The 20,977-nt window shown below is 52.2% G+C and carries 16 protein-coding genes; 7 read left to right on the top strand and 9 right to left on the bottom strand.

From position 1 onward, the window contains the following. Positions 1–25: 25 nt before the first annotated feature. Complete coding sequence (locus tag QWI17_RS10345; protein ID WP_302722428.1) at positions 26–1,708, bottom strand: carbohydrate-binding protein; 1,683 nt, start codon at positions 1,706–1,708, stop codon at positions 26–28. A gap of 292 nt (positions 1,709–2,000) precedes the next feature. On the opposite strand from QWI17_RS10345, the gene QWI17_RS10340 reads away from it, so the two are divergent. Then, on the top strand, positions 2,001–2,870 hold the full coding sequence (locus QWI17_RS10340; protein ID WP_302722427.1) for a transporter substrate-binding domain-containing protein: 870 nt from the start codon (positions 2,001–2,003) through the stop codon (positions 2,868–2,870). 31 nt (positions 2,871–2,901) lie between these two features. Here QWI17_RS10340 and QWI17_RS10335 read toward each other — a convergent pair whose 3' ends face one another. Together QWI17_RS10335 and QWI17_RS10330 are read right to left on the bottom strand one after the other, a co-directional pair. Next, positions 2,902–3,447, bottom strand: a complete 546-nt coding sequence (locus QWI17_RS10335; RefSeq protein ID WP_302722426.1) for a MarR family winged helix-turn-helix transcriptional regulator — start codon at positions 3,445–3,447, stop codon at positions 2,902–2,904. Then, complete coding sequence (locus QWI17_RS10330; protein WP_302722425.1) at positions 3,386–4,522, bottom strand: Acg family FMN-binding oxidoreductase; 1,137 nt, start codon at positions 4,520–4,522, stop codon at positions 3,386–3,388. The genes QWI17_RS10335 and QWI17_RS10330 overlap by 62 nt, the downstream gene beginning before the upstream one ends. A 241-nt stretch (positions 4,523–4,763) precedes the next feature. Between QWI17_RS10330 and QWI17_RS10325 the strand changes: the two genes are divergently transcribed. Further along, positions 4,764–5,117: a YciI family protein gene (locus tag QWI17_RS10325; protein ID WP_302722424.1), complete on the top strand. Its 354-nt coding sequence runs from the start codon at positions 4,764–4,766 to the stop codon at positions 5,115–5,117. Next, complete coding sequence (locus QWI17_RS10320; RefSeq protein ID WP_302722423.1) at positions 5,114–6,361, top strand: RNA polymerase sigma factor; 1,248 nt, start codon at positions 5,114–5,116, stop codon at positions 6,359–6,361. The genes QWI17_RS10325 and QWI17_RS10320 overlap by 4 nt, the downstream gene beginning before the upstream one ends. A gap of 143 nt (positions 6,362–6,504) precedes the next feature. Here QWI17_RS10320 and QWI17_RS10315 read toward each other — a convergent pair whose 3' ends face one another. The 6 genes from QWI17_RS10315 to QWI17_RS10290 form a co-directional block, all read right to left on the bottom strand. Next, the gene (locus QWI17_RS10315) at positions 6,505–7,299 is read right to left on the bottom strand and encodes a gluconate 5-dehydrogenase (protein ID WP_302722422.1); all 795 of its coding nucleotides are present in this window, start codon (positions 7,297–7,299) and stop codon (positions 6,505–6,507) included. Between the two features lie 21 nt (positions 7,300–7,320). Continuing rightward, a complete protein-coding gene (kduI, locus tag QWI17_RS10310; RefSeq protein ID WP_302722421.1) occupies positions 7,321–8,160 on the bottom strand; it encodes a 5-dehydro-4-deoxy-D-glucuronate isomerase in 840 nt (279 codons plus the stop codon). Between the two features lie 42 nt (positions 8,161–8,202). Next, the gene (locus tag QWI17_RS10305; RefSeq protein WP_302722420.1) at positions 8,203–10,686 is read right to left on the bottom strand and encodes a glycoside hydrolase family 88 protein; all 2,484 of its coding nucleotides are present in this window, start codon (positions 10,684–10,686) and stop codon (positions 8,203–8,205) included. Positions 10,687–10,860: 174 nt separating this feature from the next. Further along, positions 10,861–13,527 carry a TonB-dependent receptor gene (locus QWI17_RS10300; protein ID WP_302722419.1) on the bottom strand — a complete coding sequence of 889 codons (2,667 nt, stop codon included), beginning with the start codon at positions 13,525–13,527 and terminating at the stop codon, positions 10,861–10,863. Positions 13,528–13,830: 303 nt separating this feature from the next. Next, the gene (locus tag QWI17_RS10295) at positions 13,831–15,249 is read right to left on the bottom strand and encodes a glycoside hydrolase family 28 protein (RefSeq protein WP_302722418.1); all 1,419 of its coding nucleotides are present in this window, start codon (positions 15,247–15,249) and stop codon (positions 13,831–13,833) included. A 108-nt stretch (positions 15,250–15,357) separates the two neighbouring features. Beyond that, positions 15,358–16,125 carry a FadR/GntR family transcriptional regulator gene (locus QWI17_RS10290; RefSeq protein WP_302722417.1) on the bottom strand — a complete coding sequence of 256 codons (768 nt, stop codon included), beginning with the start codon at positions 16,123–16,125 and terminating at the stop codon, positions 15,358–15,360. A 195-nt stretch (positions 16,126–16,320) separates the two neighbouring features. Here QWI17_RS10290 and QWI17_RS10285 point away from each other — a divergent pair, with 195 nt between their 5' ends. From QWI17_RS10285 to QWI17_RS10270, 4 genes are all read left to right on the top strand, one after another. Next, a complete protein-coding gene (locus tag QWI17_RS10285) occupies positions 16,321–17,847 on the top strand; it encodes a UxaA family hydrolase (RefSeq protein ID WP_302722416.1) in 1,527 nt (508 codons plus the stop codon). A 92-nt stretch (positions 17,848–17,939) separates the two neighbouring features. After that, entirely contained in the window at positions 17,940–19,106 is a 1,167-nt protein-coding gene (locus tag QWI17_RS10280; protein WP_302722415.1) for a Re/Si-specific NAD(P)(+) transhydrogenase subunit alpha, read from the top strand. 9 nt (positions 19,107–19,115) lie between these two features. Further along, complete coding sequence (locus QWI17_RS10275; protein WP_302722414.1) at positions 19,116–19,400, top strand: NAD(P) transhydrogenase subunit alpha part 2; 285 nt, start codon at positions 19,116–19,118, stop codon at positions 19,398–19,400. Between the two features lie 12 nt (positions 19,401–19,412). Then, complete coding sequence (locus tag QWI17_RS10270; protein WP_368045340.1) at positions 19,413–20,813, top strand: NAD(P)(+) transhydrogenase (Re/Si-specific) subunit beta; 1,401 nt, start codon at positions 19,413–19,415, stop codon at positions 20,811–20,813. Positions 20,814–20,977 lie beyond the last annotated feature (164 nt).

Below are 20,977 nucleotides of genomic sequence, written 5' to 3'. Positions count from 1 at the left end.
GCTGCGGGCCCGTTCCACTTAGCGTTTATTGATATACGCGTACATAGTCGATGTACATGCGCTGGGTAGAAAAGCTGGCATGGTTAGGGTCACCCGGCCAGTTACCGCCAACGGCTACGTTGAGCAGGAACCAGAAAGGTTGATCGTAAACCCATTGTCCGTACTGCTCGACCTGGTTGCGACTGACGCTGTAAAAGTTAATGTCGTTGACGTACCAGCGAATACCGTTGGCATCCCACTCTACGGCGTATACGTTGTAATTTTGCTCGATGGGCGCTGCGTGGTCCAAGTGACCGGTAATCGGTGTGTTACCCGAGTAGCCAGGGCCATGAAGGGCGCCGGAGGTAATGTTGTTAGTCCCGACGTGCTCCATAATGTCTAATTCGCCACCTTGGGGCCAGCCCTGAGTATTGAAGTTATCACCTAACATCCAGAACGCGGGCCAAATACCTTGTGCCTTGGGTAGCTTTATACGCGCTTCCATGCGGCCATATTTAAAGGAGTGCTTGTTGCGAGTATTCATTCGGGTAGAAGTGTATCCGCAATTACCGCCCCACCAACATTGACCGCCTTGCTCCTGGCGAGCCTCAATCACTAACACGTTACTGCCTGCCTGCGCGTCGTACTGAATAGAAGCGTTGTTACCCGCAGTGTAGTATTGCAGCTCATTGTTACCCCAACCGCCGCCACCGGTTTCGAAGTTCCATACATTGGTATCAATGGTGTCAAACTCGTCGCTCCAGGTAACCGTTGGATTTGGATTTGGATTTGGGGTGCTACCGGCAGGGGTGAGTTTAATCCAGTTCAGGTTCCAGCCTCCTGTGCTGGCGTAAACGCCCAAATTGTGAGTGCCGGCCGGCAAGAAGGCGTTAGTGGTTACTGTTTGCCAGTTCTGCCAGCCGCCCGTATTGGGAATATTGATTTCGCCCAGCGTTACCGTGCCGCCGTTTAAATCGAGAGAGAGGGTACCGCCTGAGCCGCTGGCGACTCTGACTTCAATATCGTAGTCAGCGCCATTGGTGACGTCAAAGCTCGGGTAGCTTAGCCATTCGCCGGCATCGACCCAGCCAATGTTGTAGCCGCCACCAGTGTCAGTGGTAGCTTCAATGTCCACATCGTCCGAGCGGTACGCGCCTCCAGTATTACCTGCGGTGGTATCACTGGCACTGGTGTAATCTTCAGCCTCGAAAGTGGTGCTGGAGGCGGGAGGATTGACTCCGGTCGGCGTCACTTCAATCCAGTTGAAGTTCCAGCCGCCGCTCGCTGCGTAAACGCCCAGAGTGTAGTTGCCAGCCTCCAAAGAGACCTCCGTCTCTACGGTTTGCCAGCTTTGCCAGCCGCCGGTGTTCGGGACTGCAAGCTCACCCAGTATGACCGAGCCGCCGTTCAGGTCGAGTGATAGGGAGCCGCCTGTGGTACTGGCGACCCGCGCTCGAATATTGTAAGTGCCCGCGTTGGAAATAGTCAGGTTTGGGTAGGTGAGCCACTCGCCCGTGTCTACCCAGCCGACGTTGTAGCCGCCACCGGCATCACTCGTGGCCTCTATATCGACGTCTTGTTGTCGGTAAGCGCCGCCGGTATTGCCGGGGGTTGTATCCGAGAATGCATTGTAATCTTCGGCCTCAAATCGCTGCGCATTGACGTGCGTTGCTGCGCTAAGGGCGGCAGCCAGAACGGCGACACGCTTAATTGTGCATAAAGCTCTCATTGTGGACTCCTTATTATGATTATCCGAGCAGAAGACTAGATAACAGCGCTAAGCAGGTCTTCCCACTTTCGGCTCGCCGCTTGAGGTGGGCGTTGCATCTTTAGTAAGACTTTACGCGACGCCAGAGCACACGTGGCCTGCGGCATATATATTGGTGGTTTCTATACAGGCATGTTTTTTATTCCCAAAGAGATCATTTGTCTGTGCATGTGCCTGGAATGCAATTAGCGGGCGGGCTTCGAATCCTGTGCTATGATTGGCGCCACCTTCAGTTGGGCGCCTTGGACGGTCGATGATGATAGTGAGAGTATTAGTTGCACTGTGTGCGAGCGCGCTGAGCCTAGCTGCGCTGACAGCAATGGGTTCTGAGCCTGGCCATTCTGTGCCTGAGGCGACGCAGGAGTCTGTCGCCTATGTCCTATGGGTGGGGGCTAATGCGCCAGGGCGTGCCGATCACGAGGAAGATGTTATTCGTCGAGCCCTCGAACGTACGGTGGGTACGCACGGCCCATTTGAGCTTCAAGTATCGAGTGATTCTTCCCTTTCTGGCCGCTGGCGCCAAGTGTTGGCTGAGGGTGATCGAATACACGTGGTTCCCACCTCGCTTATGGACTTTCCTCCCGCCGAACTTACCCTAATACCTGTGCCCATTGCGGGTGGTAAGCTTGGCTATCGAAATCTCATTGTTCAAAAAGATCGGCTGGGGGAATTTACCGGTGTGAAAGGTGTTGAGAGCCTTTCCCAATTTACTGCAGCGCAAGGTCGCGGCTGGCCCGATATGTGGGTTTACGAGGCGAATGACTTGCCGATTGTGGGTGGCTACAACATGGAGCATATATTCCAATTGTTGGCCGAAGGCGCCGTCGACTATTTGCCCCTTGGCATTGAAGAGACTCCGGCGATACTCGAAAAATACAGTGAGCTGAGTAAAGATTTCGCGATAGTGCCTGAGCTTTTGGTGTATTACCCCTTATCCAGTTTTCCTGTGGTTTCCAATAAACGCCCCGAGCTTATAGAGCGCCTTCGCATTGGGCTTGAAGCCATGCACGCCGATGGGACTTTAGGCGATACCGGCCGCTCAGCGTTTAAGTTTGAAAAGCCGGAAAAGTGTCGAGTTATTACCTTAGAAAATCCTAGTCGATTATTTCCAATGCTGAAGTAATCAGTGTTTGTGGCGTTCCCTATCGGAGGGGTTATCGATTTTTATCTAAATAATTTGCCACTTCCTGCAACCCTGGCAAACTGTCGAGAAAGACTTTTTCACCCAGTGCTTGAAAAATATCATTAAACACCGGCGCAATCGCCTCGCGGGCTTTGTGAAAGGCCTTTTCTCCTTTGCTTGTTAAATAGACGCGTTTGGCGCGACCATCTTCGGGGTTTGCTGCAATGCGAATATAGTCACGAGCCTCAAGTCGCTGGAGCGTATTCGTCATGCTTGGGCGGGTAACCTGAAAAATTTCTGCAATCGACGCAGGGCTGGCGCCATCGCCTTGATGCACTAAGTAACTGAGCACACCAAAGTGCGCCATTTTCATCTCATCGGGCAGAGCGCTCTCGGCGCGGGTGCGCGAGAGCTGCTCTATGATATGAACAGTGCGAAAAAACTCAAATACGGGGTCTTGTTGTGGTGCTTGCCCTGAGTTTTGCTGCGAAGGCTTTTTGGCGATGTAATTACCCTCATACTTGGCTGAGTATTGTCTCCACTGGCCAGCGTGGTGTTTCGGCGACTTTAGGGCCATAGCCGATGCGTGCCAGCATTTGCAGCCGTGCGGGCTGGCTTACTCCCACAGCATCATGCATTTGGGCGTATAGTGTATCCATTTCTGGATATTCCTGCAGTATTTGGCTGACCGGATGCATGCTAAGCCCCATTTGCGTGGCCTTAAGATTTAAACGCACATATTCACGACCTACTTGGAATTGTTCCGCACGTGTATTGCCGGGTGTTGTTTGCCAAAGGTAGCCAACCGTGCTCGTATAGCGCGGTTCCAAGCTAGCCAAATAATCTTTGACCATAGCGCCCTCGGCATCTGAGAAATTGTCTCGTGTCAGCAAACCTACCTTGTGCAGTAATTCCATACCGGCGCCACCAATGTCGATACCGTCGGGCTGTGCCTCAATCTGAGCCTTTCCGAAGCGCATTAGGTCGGTGCTTTCCCGCAAAGTTCTTGGTGTTAAAAACTCAATCTTCATGGCGTCGTAAGCCATTTGATTAATTCGGCCTGTCTGGGAAGGATTCACTGTTCCTGCTGCGCTTGGCTCTGAGCTTACCAGTTCGTCGAGTTGTGCTTGGCTCACTTTTTTCGTGGCGTCAAAAGTCTCTTTAATGGAGCGCCGCTCAAACACATGATTAAACAAGGGGTCGGTTTTGGGGGTGCCTTTACGTAAGGTAAAACGCGCGACACAGCGCCCATCCAACCGAGGGTGGGGCTCGCCGTCAGGGAAGGGGGTGACATTGCACTGGTAACCCTTAGACGCGGCAGCCACTACCAGCAGCTCGGTAAAACATCCTAAGCCAATCAAAATCTGGCGATCATACGGATCGGTGTAGGGCAATCGGCGATCGAGGCGGCAATGCAAGTCGATGGTGTCATCGCCCACCAGCTTTACCTCCCAGGGCTGGCGATTGTGGGGGTTAGGCGCTAGCAGGGCATAGGCTAAGGCGTCAATACGCGCATCGCCAAATCCGATGGCGGCCTGTTTCCATGGCTCCAGTGCTTTATGCGGGGTGCGAGTGTTCATCCATACCGCGGTGGGAATACCGGAAATCACAATGGCGGCACCAGCGCCTTTTAAAAATGCTCTTCTGTTCATGGCTGCTCCTGAATAATTAGTTAGCCGTTTAATCAATTATAGTTAGTCGGCTAACTATGTGCAAGTGTGTCCCGCTGGCCATCATGTGAGCGGTGTGTTATTGATAACTGGGAATAGAAAAAGTGTTTTTGAGTGTCCAAAACTTAAAAGGTGATACGTCTTACCTTTGAGTGAGGCAAAAAGGCACCGTGCAATGGCCTAGTGCATCGCTCATTTACTCAATAAAAGGAGAATGAAAGGTATGAGTCAGAAAAAATATATGTGTGTATTGCGTAGTGACAGTGGCGGTTGTGAGAAGTCGGAGGAACAACCGTCGGTGACCGATATGGAGGCTATGTACGCCAAGTACCAGGCTTGGCAGCAAAAGTTTGCTGACCGCATTGTGGATATGGGCAGCGGCCTTGCCAGTGGCGGAAGCGTGGTCAGCAAGGCGGGTGTTAAAGATGGCCCCTTTGTCGAGATCAAGGAGATTATCGGGGGCTATATGATTGTGGCCGGTGATTCCATCGAGCAAGCCGTCGAGGTTATTCAAGCCGGCCCTATGATTGATAACCTAGGTGTCAGTATCGAGATACGGGAAATCACGCAAGTTTGAGTACCGAGTCTACGGTAGAGCATGTGTTCCGCCACGAGTATGGAAAACTGGTGGCGGCGCTGTGCGGTCGGTTTGGTTTGGCGCAATTGGGAATGATTGAAGATGCGGTGCAGTTTGCCATGCTGCAAGCGGTGGAGTATTGGAACAAACCCAAGGTGCCAGACAACGCAGCCGCTTGGCTATATAAGGTTGCCTATCGCTTTGCGTTGTCGCAACTCGCCAAACAGCAACGCAGAAAGCAAATCACAGAACAGTTCGATGCGCTAGAAACCGCAACCGAATCTGCAACCAATGTTGAATCTCCTCTGTCAGGGGAACTCGACGATGATCTGTTGAAAATGTTGTTTGTCGCCTGCGGCGAGTCGATACCTTTAGAGTCACGCTTGGTGTTTACCCTTAAAACCTTATGCGGCTTTAGTATCAATGAGGTGGCTTCGCGACTCTTTATAACCTCGGGGAATGCCTATAAACGATTCACTCGGGCCAAAGTCGGATTGCGCGATCAGGCACTCACTATTGACGATTTAACTGAGCAAGAACTTACGCAGCGATTAGAGTCTGTGCAGTACGTGCTCTACCTCATTTTTACCGAAGGGAGTTTATCGTCGAGCGAAAATGACGCTATACGGGTAGACTTCTGTGAAGAAGCGATTCGCCTTACCAATATTCTAGCGAATAGCCGTGTCGGCAAAGCGCCAAGCACAACTGCATTGCTGGCACTAATGAGCTTACACTTCGCGCGCCTAGCGTCGCGTACAAAAGGTAACGGAGAGTTACAGTTGCTCAGTCAGCAAAATCGAAACACATGGAACACGCAATGGATTGAGCGAGGCTTATTGTTGCTGAGCCAGGCTAGCGTCGGCGATACAATATCCCGGTATCATGTTGAAGCAGGTGTTGCGGCGGAGCATTGTTTAGCAAAGTCTTTTGCCGAAACCCGTTGGGATCGTATTGTTGATGCCTACAGGTTACTGGAATCAATCGATTCATCACCCATGCACCGGCTCAATCATGCGATTGCATTGGCCGAATGGAAAGGCGCGGAACACGGGCTAGCGCTTATTGAGCAACACGACTTTCCCGATTGGTTGCAGCGTTCCTATCACTGGCATGCCGTGCTGGCCGATCTTTATTATCGTTGTAGTCAACGAGGGGTGGCACAGCAGCATTATTCCAAGGCGTTGCAGTTGGCGCCGTCTTCTCATATCGAGAAGTTACTTGGTGAACGATTTGGTGGTTACTGAGGGCTATTAGGCTGAAGGTTTAGGAATTAAGACTATTTATTAATGGCTTAATAAACGACTTGTGAATTTCACAGCTGTGTAAGTGCTTCAGAAAGAAAACCGCCAACTGGCGGTTTTTTATTTTGTTGCGGAAAACAAAATTTTCACGCTTCGTTTGAAGGCCTGCCGATGGTTGCTAGTATGCCGCCGTCTACATAGACGATCTGCCCGGTAACAAAATCCGATGCTTTAGAGGATAAAAACACCGTGGCGCCTTGCAAGTCATCCGGGTCTCCCCAGCGGCCCGCGGGCGTTCGGCTAATAATAAATTCGTTCATCGGGTTACCATCCACACGAATCGGTGCCGTTTGGCTGGTAGCAAAGTAACCAGGGCCGATACCGTTGACTTGAACGTTGTGTTTGGCCCATTCGGTGGCCATATTGCGGGTTAACATCTTCAGGCCGCCCTTGGCCGCGGCGTAGGCGCCTACTGAATTACGACCAAGCTCGCTCATCATGGAGCAGATGTTAATCACCTTACCACCGCCGCGCCTCACCATACTGGCGACAACGGGTTTGGTCATAACGAATACACCGGTAAGGTCCGTTTTAATCACGTTTTCCCATTCGCCCAACTCCATTTCCAGCAGTGGGGTGCGACGAATAATGCCGGCGTTATTGACCAGAATGTCAATTGGCCCAACGTCGCTTTCAATTTTAGCGACAGCATCGTTAACCTGCACTTCGTCTGTTACGTTAAACAGATAACCGTGCGCTGTGATGCCCGCATCACGGTACTCTTTAAGCGCCGCATCGACTTTTTCTTGCGATGAATGGCCATTAATGACCAGTGTGGCGCCGGCTTTGCCCAGGCCCATGGCCATGGCCATCCCCAGCCCGTGAGTGGCGCCAGTGACAAGCGCCACCTTGCCTTCAAGAGAGAATAATTCGGTAGACATAATCAATCCTACGGTTAGTGATTATTTCAATGTGTGCGGTTTGTGAAAGTCCATGTCGGTGTAGTCGAGATTCTCACCCGCCATGCCCCAAATAAAGGTGTAGTTGGCGGTGCCAACCCCAGAGTGCATAGACCAGGGTGGCGATACGATCGCCTGCTCGTTACCTACCCAAATATGACGGGTTTCATCTGCGGGCCCCATAAAGTGACAAACGGCTTGCTCTTCAGGAATATTAAAGTAAAAGTAAGCTTCCATGCGGCGGCTATGGGTGTGTACTGGCATGGTGTTCCAGATGCTACCTGGTTGCAGTTCGGTCATTCCCATTTGCAGTTGGCAGGTTTCCACCACACCGCTGATTAACAGTTGGTTGATTTTCCGTTCGTTACAAGTATCAGAGGAGCCCATCTCCAACACTTTTGCGTCGGACATACCCACTTTTTTGATAGGACACGTGCGGTGCGCCGGAGCTGAGTTCATGTAGAACTTGGCAGGGTTGCCAGCATCGTTACTTTCGAAGACGACTTCTTTGGCGCCGCGGCCAATATAGAGAGCCTCTTTGCTGGCGATTTCGTAGCGTTCGCCGTCGACGGTAATGGCGCCTGCACCACCAACATTGATCGCACCCAGTTCACGGCGCTCCAGAAAGAAGTCGGCTTTTTGCTGATATACCGGCTCCAGCGGGACTTTTTTATCGACGGGCATGGCGCCGCCAACCATAATGCGCTCGTAGTGCGTGTAGGTAAACAGCACTTCATTCGCCGCAAAAATTTTTTCGATCAAAAAATGCTTGCGGAGTTTGTCGGTGTCGTAGTGCTTGTAGTCGTCTACGTGAACGGCAAAGCGTTCCTCAATAATATTCATGATTTATCTCGGCTGTTTAGTATTTGCGTCAAATTCTGCATGCTATTTCAGTAGCTTATAGGTTTCAATGCCGGCCAAAATAAAAGGACCGGTACCTTTCGGATCGTTTTTGAAAACCGGTTCACTCATATAGTATTCGTAGCTGCCATCGCGACCAAAACCAAGACCCGCCACGTAACACTGGTTGGTCATGCTGATACTGCCATCTGCGTTTACGGTCACAAATTCGCGAATCAGGCCATCGTAAGCTTGCTGTGCTGTACCAGTATAATCGGCGCTGAGGTATCCGTTGTTAATCGCTTTGGCGTAGAAATAGCTAAACATTGCGCTGGCGCTGGACTCGCGATAATTGCCTGCCGCTTCGGGCATATTCATGATTTGCCACCATACACCGGTTTGAGGGTCTTGGTAGCGCTTCAAGTCGGCCGCCATTTCTTCCACCATGGCTAACAGCGGGGCGCGTTGCTCGGTGTTTTCTTGTGGAATAATCTCCAGCACATCAACGACGGCCATTGCCAGCCAGCCCATACCGCGGGCCCAGAAGTGTGGAGAAAGTCCGGTTTGTGCGTCGGCCCAGTCTTGCTGCTTTTTCTCATCCCAGGCGTGATAGTACAGGCCGGTATCAGCGTCGCGCAGGTATTTGCGAGTGAGTTCAAATTCCTTGACCACTTCATCCAGGCTGGCGCCATCTTCGAACATAACGGAATAGCCCGCAAGGAAGGGCATGCCCATATAAACGCCGTCCAACCACAGCTGGCTGTCGTACTTTTTCTTATGCCAGAAAGCGCCTTCGCTGGTTTTCGGATGGTGTTCTAGTTGCTCACGCAAAGTGGCGGCAGCAATTTTGTATTTCTCTTTGCCGGTACGCTCAAACAAGGTGAGTAAGTTGCGGCCAGGCTTAATACTGTCGATGTTGTAGTTGCTGATTTTGTAACGGGCAATGTCGCCTTTGTCGTTAACAAAGCTCCCGGTCACTTGCGGGATAACCTGCGCATAGCGCTCATCGGGGGCTACTTTATTGAGTTCATCATAAGCTAATGGCAACAAACCAATAATGTCGTACTCAAATTTAGGGTCGCGCTCGCGATTTACGTCCCAACCGTCAACATGGTAGCCCAGTGCCTTGCGCTCAAGCTCATCATCGGCCAGGCGTTTACTCCAGTTAAGCGCTTGTTCTGCGGTTACCGGGAAGGTTTTCTCCGATTCGCTGAGTTTCGTCTTTAGCTGTTCGCGCGGTGGTAAAGTAAGTTTATCTACCTCACCTTTAAGGTATTCAACAAAGGCTTCTTTTGAGGTGATGCCGTTGGCCTCGGCTTCCCAGGCGGCAAGAAAGTAATAATCCAAATCTTCGCCAGCGGCTTTCATTACCGAAACATAGTTGTGATCATCGCTAGTCTGCTCAATGCGATCCGACTTTCTGAACAGCAGTGCCATGCCTAAGTGATCGTCGTTCAGAGTTTGTTTGCCCCAACTGGCCACATACGTGTATGCCTTACCGGTTATGTCGACGTCACCTTGAATAAATTCGGTGCCCTCATGTTTCACCAGGCCAATCGCGAAATTATCGAGAGAATTGTCCAGCGTTAGGCGGGTATGCACCATACGACTGCCGCCGTGCATGGACAAAACTGCGTTGAGGTTGACGTTTTTATCGGCCACCTTCCAGTTTTTGTAGTCAATGCTGAACGCGGAGTACAGATTGCCGTTGTCCAGAATTCTCGCATCCCAACCTTCGACGTCTTGTACGCGAACGACCTTTTCACCATCCCAGTAGCCATAACCACCCGCACCCAGCGAGCTACCGACTTTCAGGATGTCCATACCCCAATCGGCCATGTGATGATAGGATTCAAAACCGTCCTGACCTACGTTTTGTAGAGCCATTGCCGGTTTGGTTTTACCGAATATGTCAAAGCCATTGCGACGGTCTAGATAAATGCGATAGCCGACTTTGTCCGACTCGATACCTGGCCCTTCGTAGCGAATGTAGTATGAGTGGTCGTCGTGTTGCGCCGGCGGTGTTAGTGAGTCGACATTTTCAAACGTGCCGCCCACATAGATTTGCTTGCCCGGCTTCTTCGGGTCCTCTTGCCAGCTGCCACCCATTTTATGGGAAATTTCAGCCTGAGTGCGCTTAGTCGCTTCTGTCGATTCAATACCAGTTTTGACGTGCAGGGTCAGCGTTTCGGCCGCATCGAAATCTAATAGCGTGAATAACCCGTCATCGTCACCATCACCATCGCGATCAATCATTTGGCTGGCAATTGGTGATCCAGCAACGGTGATTCCCAGGTTGTCAGGGCTGGTAACGCCGAGCTCGTTGAAGCTGACATAGTAGGGCGTGTCTGAGCGCACCGACTCAAGTGGGTTGCTTAGCGTGATCTCGGCCACCGGCGACTGGCTGGCGGCGCTCACGGTTGTCTCGTTTGCCGAGCTTGCTGGCTGCGGTGTACTGGACTCTTTGCAGCCGACAACTGCAAATGTACTGATGGCTAGGCCAATGACGAGAGCGTTCTTTCTATGCATAGCGTTTACCTGAGTCGTTGTTGGTTGTAATGCTAGCTTATAGTGCTAATTGACTGTAGCACTATACGTAAAGGTAAAAAACTTTGGGTAAAAGCCTTAAGCCTCTAGCCAAAGTTTTCTGGTGTGCCAGAAAGCAAGGGCTCTCAGTGAGAGCCCTGCCATTGTAAAGCAAACTTAGAACTTGTACTGAGCGCCCAAATAGTACTGAGTGCCAGTGTGGTGGTACACGCTTACGCGAGCAGAACTATCGACTACCTGATGGTTAAACTCGTCGGTCAGGTTAATTCCTTCGAGAGTAAATTTCAGGTGTTCGTTCATGGTGTAGCTCAGCGACATATCGACGTTGGCAGTACTTGCAGTGTACTCCAGGTCATTGCCGTTGCGGCCTGGGTAACGGGTCAGGTAGTCGTCACGGAATGCATAAGAAATACGAGCGCCAAAGGTTTCGTTTTCAAAATACAAAGTGGCGTTATACGACTTAGGCGACATACCCGTTAGCTGATTGTAGTCGGGCTCTTCACCGTCCGGTGCGTAATTAACTTCCGAGTCTACCTTGGTGTAGTTGAGGATCACACCAAAGTTATCCGTGATGGGTTGTTGATACTGAATTTCGAAACCGTTCAGATCACCACCACCGCCATTTACTGCGCGGGTAACATCAAAGTTCTCACTCGGCTCAGCAGGAGTGCCGGTCAACAGACTGTCAGGCAAGCCAATCTCTGACCAGGGCACGCCTTCATCGGTACGGCGAGTAATGAATGACTCAATATCTTTCTGGAAGTATGCGATAGACAGCAGCGCATCATCCATAAAATACCATTCCCAAGACAAATCTATAGAGTCAGCACGGAAGGGGTCAAGATAAGGGTTTTGGTAGCTAACGGTGTTGTTGAAGCCATCAACACTACCACCGGGTGTCAAATTGCCCAGTGATGGACGAGTCATAACCTTAGACCATGACGCGCGAACTAGCATGTCTTCTGTAACAGATAAGACCGTGTTGATCGCAGGCAAGGTGTCGTCATAAGTGCGATCTACGGTGATTAACTCAGGGTCTTCGCCAGGCTGAGAAATAAAGCCGCTGGAGGTTTGGTCGGTTTCCACATAGCGCACGCCGGCGTTACCGCGAAAGCCCATGCCTGCGATTTCTGTGTCCCAGTTGACTTGCACAAACATGGCGGTGTCGTCTTCACCCACGCTGCGGTTGTCCTGCAAGCGAGGGTTGGTAACTTCAAGACTGTCTAGGCCAACGCGATCAGACGCTGCGCTAACATCTGGGCTGACCCAGCTCAGGGTTGTACCAGAGGGAGCTCCCAAGCCGCTACCCATAGTGGTGATGTTATACAGACCGTCAATTCCTATCGGGCCACCAATGCCGTCGATGTTGCTCAGGCTGGTGTCGTAACGCTCAGCACCAGTTTCAAACTCGTAGCTTTTGTAACTTACACCCGCGGCCAAAGACAGGGCATCGTTGAAGTCGAATTCGGCATCAAACGAGAAGTTGTCGAAGGTATTGTTGGTAAAGTTCGGGCGCTGACGAATATTGGTGTAAAGGAAGTTGTCAGGGTTGGACACATCGAAGTTGCCAAAGGATACTTGTGGCAGTTCAGAGTTACTACTGAAATCCCATGCGTAACCGGCCGTCACAGCGTTATCGAAAATAACAGTGGTCTGAACTGGGTTGCTGAAATCAGACTCAGATGTACCCACTAAGGCATGAATTCTGAAACTGTCAGAAAATTCGTGCGTGGCGTCGACAGTCAACTGCGAAAAGTCAGTCTCCAAATCATCGTGACGGTTTTCAATACGAATATTAGCGTCGTTTAGCACCCCAGTTACCATAGTGCCGTTGCCGTCTGCGGTATAGCTAAGCAGGTCAGTGGTATCTGCTTCAGAGCGAATCAACGCCTCCAGGAACTCTTCATCGCGGCCGGCTTCGAAGGTCGACGATAAGTAATCTACGACTATTTCAGTAGAGTCTGTGGGGCGGAACTGCAAAGTACCGGTGAAGCCCAAGCGCTCCTGTTCGTGGGTTAACTTGCCGTAACGCGGAATACGTGGGTGAAAGATGTCGTTAGCATCACCTGCATTGCCGGGCTCGGAACGCCAATCACTGGATGTCTGCCAGCGCACGGTACTGAAGCCTTCTTCTAGTGCATTGCGCTTGGTATACGATACGGACGCAAGCCAGCCAAAGGTTTCAGAATCGTTCATGCCGCTAACAACCGCAGATACACGAGGGTCTGACTCTTCGGATAGGTCGTTATAGCCGAGTTGACCATTAACGGTCAGGTTAAAATTGTCGTTGGCATCCAATGGGCGAGCGGTTTTCAGCTGAATGGTGGCACCCAGCGAACCTTCGTCCAGACTTGCCGATGACGTTTTAACGACGGCCAGCTCAGTAAAGAGCTCTGACGCAAACGTATTAAAGTCAAAAGAACGTGAACGGTTGGAGCCACCTGATGAGTCAGTGGCGCCGGTAGAAGACATGGCCTCCATTCCGTTAATTTGAACGCGGGTGAACTGTGGGCCTAAACCCCGAACGCTAACTTGACGCCCTTCACCCGCATCACGGGTAATGGCTACACCAGGAATACGCTGCAGAGATTCGGCCAGGTTTTGATCCGGAAAGTCCGCGATGTCTTCGGCGTAGATGGCATCAACCGCACCAGCGGCTTCACGTTTGGTGTTCAGCGAGGTTGCAAGGCTTTGACGAAAGCCTGTTACTACAACTTCTTCGAGCATTTCCATGCCTTCACCGTCTTCCTGGGCATAGGAAGTGGTGGCAGCCGTCGATAGAGCTATTGCCGCAACGAGCGGTTTTACTTTTAACATTTTCATTATTATTTCCCCGTTTCCGATGGTTTTGTAGAAATTGGGCCTTTGAGTATTAGACCAATTGTCCCAAAGGGTAGGGGGATAATCGCACAAATTGGTAAACCATACAACTTTTCCTGCATTACCAATTGCGTGGCGCATATATCGCCTTATTGGTTCAGTTGGTTATACCTTGAGCACCCGCCTTGCAGTATTTACCTATAAAACGTTCGGCTTGGGGGCGCATAGCGGGCGAGTATTCGCTCATTCGCAGGAGGAGGGGGGTGCGGTCCGAATTGGTCGGACCGCATTTGGTCGGTTCGACTATTAGCCTATAAATGGCTTACCGTTTATCTCGACTTGATGAATGACCAGGTTGTCAACGTTTTCAATTACGCCGGGGTCGTCCGCGTGCTTAAACTCGCAGTTTATAAAGCGCAGGTCCTGGATGGGGGCGCGGTCAAAGCCTCGCACCTGAAATACGCGCCCTGCCTGCTCACAGGTAAGATTGCGCACCTCTACGTGACGTACGGTTGGGTCAAATTTTCCGGCATCACCTTCTTCGTAGTGAAAATTGATAACAATGGCATTTTTAACCGTACCCATGGTGCAGTTGCGCATGTAGAGGTGTTCCAGTAGTCCGCCGCGAACGGAGTTGGTTTTAATGCGAAAACCGCGCTCAAGGTCCGGGCTGCTCATGGTGTTATTTTCGGCAAATACGTAGCGCACGCCGCCGGAAATTTCGCTGCCTATCACCACGCCGCCGTGGCCCGCGCGCATCTGGCAGTTGCGAATTACCACATTTTCGGTGGGGGTGTTGACTCGCCGCCCATCGTTGTTGCGGCCTGATTTGATGGCAATGCAGTCGTCACCGGTATCGAAGTAGCAATTCTCGATCACTACGTTTTTGCAGCTTTCCGGATCGCAGCCATCCGAATTGGGCCCCAAGCTCTCAAGGATGACGCTCTGTACTGTCACGTTTTCGCACAATACCGGGTTGAGCAGCCAGAATGGGGCGTTAACGATTTTAACCCCCTCGATCAATACGTTCTTGCACTTATAGGGTTGAACGAACGGTGGGCGAAAGTAGTAGCCCTCACTATAGTGTCTATCCTCGGGCGGTACGCCGGCTTCGGCTTCGGCAAACAGTTTATCGCGGCCCTCTTTTTGGCTGGGGTAGCCCTCTACTCCCCACTCCTTGTTGCCTTTCCAGGGCCACCAAGTGGTGGGATTGGCGCGGCCATCTAGCACGCCTTTACCGGTTATGGCGATATTTTCTTCGCCGTATGCGTATATGAGGGGTGAATAGCCCATAAACTCAACACCTTCCCAGCGGGTAAAGACGGCCGGCAAAAACCGCTCGGGGGCCGTATAGAACGCCACTGTCGCCTCTTTGTTGAGGTGCAGGTTGACATTGGATTTTAGGTGAATGGGGCCCGTGAGGTAGGTTCCTGCGGGGACAATAACACGCCCTCCGCCCATTTTGTGGCAGGCGTCGATAGCGTCGCGAAATGCGTCGGAACAGTCGGTTTTGTCATCACCTTTGGCGCCAAAATCTTGCACATTGAAGGCCCGATCGGCAAAGCTTGGTATGGAGGTGTTGGCGACAATTTCATCTGCCAGGTGCCAGGGGGCTATCCCTTTGGGTTGTGCACTTGGATCGTTGACAGTGCTGGCGCACCCGGCACCGGCCAATGGTAATGCGGCAAGCCCTTTAAGGGTGTTGCGACGACTAATTTTGGACATTTTTGCCTCTCTTAAACACTATTGTTATTGCAAATAAGCGTTAGAGTAACGCAAAAAGCCGCTATTGGTAATACCAATAGCGGCTTTTTGTAAGGCAAGGGCCTGTATTTAGTCGATGAGGTTGAAGCGCTCGCGATTGTGCATGACGGCGCGGCGCGCCTCTTCTACCGCTTCGGCCTCGGTGGCGTCGAGTAGTTGCTGAATAACGCGGGTTAAATGTTCGCGCATGGCGGCGCGGGCACCTTCCGGGTCGCGTTGCTCCAGAGCTTCAAGAATTGCCTTGTGCTCTTCAATTCTGGGCTTGGAGCCGGCCTGGCGAACTTTTTCCAAAATGCGCGCGGATACGGGTGAGCTATTGCGCAGCGCCCACAAGTGGTTGCATACCGAGACAATGGCGTCGTTCTTGGTGGCGCGGGCAATCAGCATATGAAAGTTTTCATCGGCCTGTTCGCAGATGGGTTCACCTTCATTTTCGGTGACCATGTCGTTCAGTGCCTGGCGTACCTCGGCAAGCTCATCGGCTGTGATGTTCTTGGCGGCCAGCTCCGCGGCCTCTCCTTCGAACAAAATTCGCGCCTCAAGAATGTCGAACGGGCCGACATCGAGATTGGTGCTGGCAAGTTTATCGCTTTCGCCATCGCAAATATAGACACCCGAACCGCCGCGCACTTCTACGCAGCCGGCAAGCTCTAGTGCGATAATAGCTTCGCGAATGGTCGGTCGGCTTACCTCAAAGCGCTCGGCTAGCTTGCGCTCGGCAGGCAGGCGGGAGCCAGGGGGGTATTCCCCTTGCGATATGACGACGGCTAGCTGCTCTGCTACTCGCTGGTAGAGGCGGCCACCGGAAAGTTTTCCGGTATCCAAAGATACGTTCATTGCTTCAATGACCATTGACAGGTTTACGACCGACTGATTCTAACAATAGTGTCTATTTTGCTCAAGCCAATACTCGGGTTTTTTAGTCATACCAAAAGTTTATTGCGGTCTGACCAATTTGGTGCTAGATTGTCAGCATTGGTGAAAAGTGGCGTTTTAGCCGCTTGTGTGAGATTTGGAAATGTCGAGGTGGTCGTGAGTAAACTGATTCACTTACATCAGCAGGATAATGTTGCAATTGCTGTTGAGGATGTTGCGGCCGGAGAGGAGCTCTGTGTCGAAGGCGCCCGTTTTGTGGCGACTGAAGATATAGGCGAAATGCATAAAATTGCGGTTGAGCCTATTAAGCAGGGTGATGCAATTATTAAGTATGGCCAGTTTATTGGTTATGCCGCGGCTGACATTGCTGCAGGGCAGCATGTGCATACGCACAACTGTATCGTTGGGGATTTTGCTAAAGATTATGGTTTTTGCCGTCACGCGGTGGAGACCGACTTCGTTGCCGATGCGCAGCGCGCCACCTTTATGGGTTTTAAGCGTGATAGTGGCAAGGTTGGCACTCGCAACTATATAGGTATTCTGACGACAGTGAACTGTTCGGCGACGGTGGCCCGACAGATTGCCACCATGTTCAGTTACCCAGGGGCTCTGGATGATTTTCCAAATGTCGATGGCGTGGTCGCGCTCACCCATGAATCGGGCTGTGGTATGCGGGCCGAAGGCGAGGGCTACGAGATATTGCAGCGAACCTTTGAAGGTTATGCCGCTCACCCTAATTTTGGTGCGGTGCTGCTGATTGGTCTCGGTTGCGAAACCATGCAGGTTGACGGCGTGTTGGCGCAGGCCGGTCTCGAAGAGAGCGACTGTTTTAAGGCGTATAACATTCAGACGGTCGGAGGCACTCGCCAAGCTGTGGAGCAGGGGGCTGACTACGTGCGCAAAATGCTGCCGCTGGTTAACAGTGCTAAGCGTGAGTCGTGCCCGGCATCTGAGCTTACGTTGGCTGTGCAGTGCGGTGGCTCCGATGCGTTTTCTGGCATTACCGCCAATCCCGCGCTTGGTGTGGCTGGCGATATTTTGGTGCGCCATGGCGGCACGGTTATTTACTCCGAAACACCAGAGATATATGGCGCTGAGCACTTGTTGACTCAGCGTTCAGCAACCCCCGATGTTGCCGAGCAGTTGCTGGAGCGGATTCGCTGGTGGGAGGGGTACACCAGTACTCACGGCTTTGAGTTGAATAACAATCCATCGCCAGGCAATAAGGCCGGTGGTCTTACCACTATTTTGGAAAAGTCTCTGGGGGCTCAGGCCAAAAGTGGCTCCACTACTATGACGGCGGTATATCAGTACGCTCAGCCTGTTACCGAAAAAGGCCTGGTGTTTATGGATAGTCCCGGCTTTGATCCGGTGTCGGTAACCGGGCAGGTTGCCTCTGGTGCTAATGTGGTGGCATTCACAACGGGGCGCGGCTCGGCTTTTGGTTACAAGCCAGTGCCCAGTGTAAAGCTGTCGAGTAACACGGCAATCTATAAGCACATGAGCGAAGATATCGATATCAACTGCGGCGCGGTACTCGACGGAGAGGAGACGTTGGAAACTCTGGGAGAGAAAATCTTCCTGCAGGTTTTGGCCATTGCGTCGGGCGAGCTCACCAAGAGCGAAGAGCTTGGCTATGGTGATGCTGAGTTTAATCCATGGAAGATCGGCGCCGTGGTCTAGCGGTTCCTCAAATTGTCAGGCGCTTGCTAAATAGCTGGCGGGTGCCTACAGTCAAAAAGACTCAACCAACGATAACAATAGAGGGTAAGACTATGAAAATAGCCGTGCCAAGGGAGCGTCGTGCCCACGAAAGGCGGGTGGCAGCTACTCCTGAGACTGTCAAAAAGTTTGTGGCTATGGGGTTTTCGGTCACAATTGAAGCGGGAGCTGGGTTGCAAAGCCGTATTCCCGACGCTTTATATAAAGAAGCGGGAGCGACTATTGAGCCCGATGTGGCCTCTGTCTATAAAGACGCCGCCCTTGTCCTTAAGGTTCAGCGTCCAATGCAGGCCGTTGAGGGCGATTTGGATGAGTTGGCGTTAATACCGAAGTCGGCTTTGTTGCTCGGAATTCTCTCTCCTTTCAATGCGCCGGAATCAGTGGCGGCATATGCCGGCGCTGGTATTACCGCTATGGCGCTTGAATTCGTCCCCCGCATCACCCGGGCGCAAAGCATGGATGTGCTCAGCTCCCAGAGTAACTTGGCAGGCTATAAGGCAGTGCTTGATGCGGCCGTTGAGTACGATCGCGCCATGCCCATGATGATGACGGCCGCTGGCACCGTAGCGCCGGCTAAAGTTATGGTGCTGGGTGCGGGAGTTGCGGGCCTGCAGGCCATTGCGACGGCGAAACGCTTGGGAGCGGTCGTGTCGGCTACCGATGTTCGTCCTGTGGCCAAAGAGCAGGTTGAAAGCCTGGGCGGGCGATTTGTGATGGTTGAGTCTGACGAGCTAAAAGAGGCGGAAACCGCAGGCGGTTATGCCAAGGAAATGAGCGAAGACTTTAAACGTCGTCAGGCTGAGTTGGTAGCGCAGACCATCAAAACACAAGACATCGTCATTTGTACGGCATTAATACCCGGGCGCAAGGCCCCGGTATTGGTTAATGATGAAATGGTCGCCAGTATGCGTCCGGGCTCGATAATCGTAGATTTGGCCGTTGAGCAAGGCGGTAACTGCACGGCCTCGCGGCCGGGTGAAGTGGTTGATGTAAATGGTGTGAAGGTGGTCGGGCATTTTAATGTGCCCAGTCGAATCGCCGCGGATGCCAGTGCGCTGTATGCGAAAAACTTGCTCAACTTTGTGTCGCCTCTGGTGTGTGCAGACGGTGATGGTGCGACTGCGGAGCTGGCGCTCGATTTCGAAGATGAGATTTTGGCCGCTGCCACGCTCGCTCATGGCGGCTCGGTGGTTCACTCTGCTTTCACTGATAATAATTAGGAGGCTGCTATGCACGGCGATTTTATATCCCAGTTGTCCATTTTTGTTCTTGCGGTGTTTGTCGGCTATTACGTGGTGTGGAGTGTTACGCCGGCATTGCACACGCCCTTGATGGCAGTAACCAATGCTATTTCCAGTGTAATTGTGGTGGGGGCTTTGATTGCGGCCGGCCCCGCCGATATGAGTCAGGCGAAGATTTTAGGGGCGGTTGCGGTCGCGTTGGCGTCTGTGAATATCTTTGGTGGCTTTGCCGTAACCCAGCGCATGCTGGCCATGTATAAAAAGAAGAAGTAATAGGGGGCATTTATGGAACTGCAAGCCAATATAACCTCGCTCGCCTATTTGGTGGCGGCGGTACTTTTTATTCTCGCGTTGCGCGGGTTGTCTTCACCGGAAACCTCCAGAACCGGCAATTTCATGGGTATGCTGGGGATGGCGATTGCCGTTGGTACCACCATTCTCAGTCCGGAAATTACCTCCTACGGCTGGATTTTGGGCGCTGTATTTGTCGGCGGTGCGGCGGGGCTGATCATTGCCTCCCGAATAGCGATGACGGCGATGCCGCAGTTGGTTGCCGCTTTTCACTCCTTGGTGGGCTTGGCTGCAGTGCTGGTCGCTGGCGCTGCTTATCTCAACCCTGGTTCGTTTGGTTTGGCTGATGCGGCTGGTCAGATTTATATTGCGAGTCGGGTGGAGATGGCTCTGGGTGCCATGATTGGTGCTATTACCTTCTCTGGGTCGGTGATCGCCTTTGCCAAATTGCAGGGGCTGGTCTCCGGTAAGCCGGTAACCTTTGCCGGGCAGCATATGCTTAACGCCCTGCTGGGGTTGGGCGCCGTTGCGCTGGTGGTGTACTTCTGCCTGGATCAGTCCCCAGAGGTTTTCTGGGGGCTGGTGGCGCTGGCCTTTGTGTTGGGCTTTTTGATCATCATACCGATTGGTGGCGCCGATATGCCGGTAGTGGTTAGTATGCTGAATTCATACTCCGGTTGGGCTGCGGCGGGTATCGGGTTTACCCTGCACAACAATGCCTTGATTGTTACCGGTGCTCTGGTGGGGTCATCGGGTGCCATTCTTTCTTACATTATGTGTAAGGGCATGAATCGCTCCTTTTTTAATGTCATTCTGGGCGGTTTTGGTGGGGATTCGACTGCCGCGTCAGCCTCGGGTGGCGAGGATGACAGGCCGGTTAAGCAGGGTAGTGCCGAAGATGCTGCCTTTATAATGAAAAATGCCGGCTCGGTGATCATTGTTCCGGGCTATGGTATGGCGGTGGCCCAGGCGCAGCATGCCTTGCGTGAAATGTGTGACGAGCTGAAAAAGGCCGGCGTTAAGGTTAGCTATGCCATTCACCCGGTGGCTGGGCGTATGCCTGGGCATATGAATGTGCTGCTGGCGGAGGCCAATGTCCCCTACGATGAGGTGTTTGAGCTCGAAGATATTAATAGCGAGTTTCAGCAGGCCGATGTTGCGTTTGTCATTGGGGCCAACGATGTCACCAACCCCGCGGCCAAGACCGACCCTACCAGCCCTATATTTGGGATGCCGATTCTGGATGTTGAAAAGGCGAAGACGGTGCTCTTTGTAAAGCGGGGCATGGCGGCTGGCTACGCCGGCGTTCAGAACGAGCTGTTTTTTAAAGACAATACCATGATGTTATTTGGCGATGCCAAGAAGATGGTTGAGACAGTAACGCGTTCTTTCTAGTGCTGTTGCGCAAGCCTCCCGGGTAGAGGTGGGGTTGCGTCGAGGGGTGCTGTGGCGTCGCTACAGTGCCCCTTTTTAATTGTGGCGGCGGCCGCTGCTCGCCAAGTCTTGCTTCTTTATATATAGCTGGCGTCTGGTGGTAATTATTTTCGCGAGGCGAGCTG

This window comes from Gilvimarinus gilvus, assembly GCF_030518155.1.
GTDB classification, from domain to species: Bacteria; Pseudomonadota; Gammaproteobacteria; order Pseudomonadales; family Cellvibrionaceae; genus Gilvimarinus; species Gilvimarinus gilvus.
This window is presented reverse-complemented; position numbering and strand designations above follow the sequence as displayed.

Bases quoted from the DNA above. Each gene is read 5' to 3' on its own strand.
- QWI17_RS10340 (WP_302722427.1), top strand. From the start codon at position 2,001: ATGATGATAGTGAGAGTATTAGTTGCACTGTGTGCGAGCGCGCTGAGC.
- QWI17_RS10275 (WP_302722414.1), top strand. From the start codon at position 19,116: ATGCACGGCGATTTTATATCCCAGTTGTCCATTTTTGTTCTTGCGGTG.
- QWI17_RS10295 (WP_302722418.1), bottom strand. From the start codon at position 15,249: ATGTCCAAAATTAGTCGTCGCAACACCCTTAAAGGGCTTGCCGCATTA.
- QWI17_RS10315 (WP_302722422.1), bottom strand. From the start codon at position 7,299: ATGTCTACCGAATTATTCTCTCTTGAAGGCAAGGTGGCGCTTGTCACT.
- QWI17_RS10280 (WP_302722415.1), top strand. From the start codon at position 17,940: ATGAAAATAGCCGTGCCAAGGGAGCGTCGTGCCCACGAAAGGCGGGTG.
- QWI17_RS10290 (WP_302722417.1), bottom strand. From the start codon at position 16,125: ATGAACGTATCTTTGGATACCGGAAAACTTTCCGGTGGCCGCCTCTAC.
- QWI17_RS10325 (WP_302722424.1), top strand. From the start codon at position 4,764: ATGAGTCAGAAAAAATATATGTGTGTATTGCGTAGTGACAGTGGCGGT.
- QWI17_RS10335 (WP_302722426.1), bottom strand. From the start codon at position 3,447: ATGGCCCTAAAGTCGCCGAAACACCACGCTGGCCAGTGGAGACAATAC.
- QWI17_RS10345 (WP_302722428.1), bottom strand. From the start codon at position 1,708: ATGAGAGCTTTATGCACAATTAAGCGTGTCGCCGTTCTGGCTGCCGCC.
- kduI (WP_302722421.1), bottom strand. From the start codon at position 8,160: ATGAATATTATTGAGGAACGCTTTGCCGTTCACGTAGACGACTACAAG.
- QWI17_RS10330 (WP_302722425.1), bottom strand. From the start codon at position 4,522: ATGAACAGAAGAGCATTTTTAAAAGGCGCTGGTGCCGCCATTGTGATT.
- QWI17_RS10270 (WP_368045340.1), top strand. From the start codon at position 19,413: ATGGAACTGCAAGCCAATATAACCTCGCTCGCCTATTTGGTGGCGGCG.
- QWI17_RS10300 (WP_302722419.1), bottom strand. From the start codon at position 13,527: ATGAAAATGTTAAAAGTAAAACCGCTCGTTGCGGCAATAGCTCTATCG.
- QWI17_RS10305 (WP_302722420.1), bottom strand. From the start codon at position 10,686: ATGCATAGAAAGAACGCTCTCGTCATTGGCCTAGCCATCAGTACATTT.